The 2,022-nt window shown below is 61.8% G+C and carries 2 protein-coding genes; both read left to right on the top strand.

Going from position 1 to position 2,022, the window contains the following annotated elements:
- Nucleotides 1-258 (top strand): hypothetical protein (locus Q0R23_RS17795; protein ID WP_293915234.1); only part of this gene is annotated, 258 nt, incomplete at its 5' end.
- Between the two features lie 2 nt (nucleotides 259-260).
- On the top strand, nucleotides 261-2,022 hold a 1,762-nt coding region (locus Q0R23_RS17790; protein WP_293915232.1), incomplete at its 3' end, for a class I mannose-6-phosphate isomerase.

The raw sequence follows: 2,022 nt of genomic DNA, 5'->3' as shown, positions 1-2,022 counted from the left end.
TCGGAAATGGTACAGGTCACGGCGAAAAAACTTTTTGGTGACAAAGGCTGCGAGTTGGTACTGGTCGGCGGCCTGGCCCTGTCCGGTGCCCCTTTTCAGCCGATGCTGATCGAGAGAATACAAACGGATTGTCCCCAGGTGCGCGTCTGCGACCCGGAGATGTCTCCGGTGAAGGGCGCAGTGCTGGAAGCCCTGCGTGCTGACGGAGTTGCCTGGACACCCGATATTCTTGCGAATCTGAAGGCTTCGATCGTTTAAATATGCTCCCTCACAATTACGACAAATTCCCCGAGATTTCTTTTCGCGATACTGGCGCGGCTTGGCGCGGATGGGAAACGCTCACCGCCCACCTGAGAGCGGCGATTCAGGCTGGCCGCTCCCAACACCCGCACTTTGTTGTCGCCGTCGAGTGCTACCCCGGTCTCCACGACGGTGAAATCACCTCTGCACTCAAGCATGGCCTGCAGGCTGACCACTGGCTCGCTACGCGGGACATATTCAGGAGTGAGCCGGAGATCGAAGCACTTGTGGCCCCCTATCTCGGCGGCGACGACCCGGTCTTCGGATTCTTGTCGCCGCTGGTCGTCGAAGATTTTATCGACCCTGAGAAGCTGGCCGCGCTGCGCCGCCGAGTAAACAGCTTGAGTGGGAGCGTCGTGATTTACGGCACGGGCGCAGCACTCTGCGCCGCGCCGGATCTGCTGGTCTACGCCGATATGCCGCGCTGGGAAGGCCAGCTTCGGCAGCGACGGGGCGAAGTGGATAACCTCGGCACCCGCAACCGTGGCCTCAAAGCCTCCCTGCAATACAAACGCTCGTTCTTTGTCGACTGGCGCGTTTGTGACCGCTTGAAGCAGCAGATCCTCGGCCGCTGGGATTACCTGCTGGACACCACGCTTCCCAGAGACCCAAAGCTTGTGACCGGGGAGTGCCTGCGCCAAAGCCTGGAAGCGGCGGCCCGGCAGCCGTTCCGCGTCGTCCCTTTTTTCGACCCCGCCCCCTGGGGTGGACAGTGGATGCGGGAGGTCTGCGGCCTGGACCCGGAACCCGCCAATTTCGGCTGGTGCTTTGACTGCGTCCCTGAAGAGAACAGTTTGCGTCTGCGATTTGGAGAGATCAGCATTGAAATCCCGGCTCTGAATTTGATTTTCCACAGCCCCAAGCAGATACTTGGCGCGGCGGTTTACGACCGGTTCGGCCCGGAGTTCCCGATCCGCTTCGACCTGCTCGATACCATGAGCGGCGGCAATCTCAGCCTCCAGGTTCACCCCCCGGCGGACTATGCTCGGGAGAGTTTCGGCCTGGCCTACACGCAGGACGAGAGCTATTACCTGCTGGATGCAGGTCCCGCGGCTGCCGTCTACCTCGGCCTGCGCCCCGAGATTTCCGCCGACGATCTCTTCGATGCTTTGGAAGGGGCTCAGGCTAGAGACGAGCCGTTTCCCGCAGAGGAGTTCGTCAGCCGCTGGCCCGCAAAAAAGCACGATCACTTTCTCATCCCGGCCGGGACCATCCACTGCTCCGGCGCGGAGTCGATGGTGCTGGAAATCAGCGCCACTCCCTACATATTCACCTTCAAGCTCTGGGATTGGGGACGGCTGGGGCTGGACGGTGCGCCGCGCCCCATCAATCTGCGCCGCGGACGCAACTCGCTGGTCGAGAGCCGCGACACCGACTGGGCACGGGCCGAGCTTGTCAACCAAATCGAGCCTTTGGGCAGCGGCCCCGGATGGCGCGAAGAGCGGACGGGCTTGCACCCCTTGGAGTTTATCGAAACGCGCCGCCACTGGTTTACCGGCCCCGTGCCGCACGACACCCAGGGTACGCTGAACGTCCTGAACCTCGTCGAAGGCGCCGAAGCGAGCGTTGAGAGTCCCCAAAGCAGCTTTCCCCCGTTCATTGTCCACTACGCGGAAACTTTCATCGTCCCCGCCGCCGTCGGCCCTTATACCATTCGACCACACGGCGCGGCAATGGGCACTGAGTGTGCGACGCTGAAAGCGTTCGTTCGAACAGACTCGG

This window comes from Deinococcus sp. (assembly GCF_025362455.1).
Lineage (GTDB): Bacteria > Deinococcota > Deinococci > Deinococcales > Deinococcaceae > Deinococcus.
The sequence above is the reverse complement of the archived record's forward strand: the minus strand, read 5'-3'. Positions and strand labels throughout refer to the sequence as shown.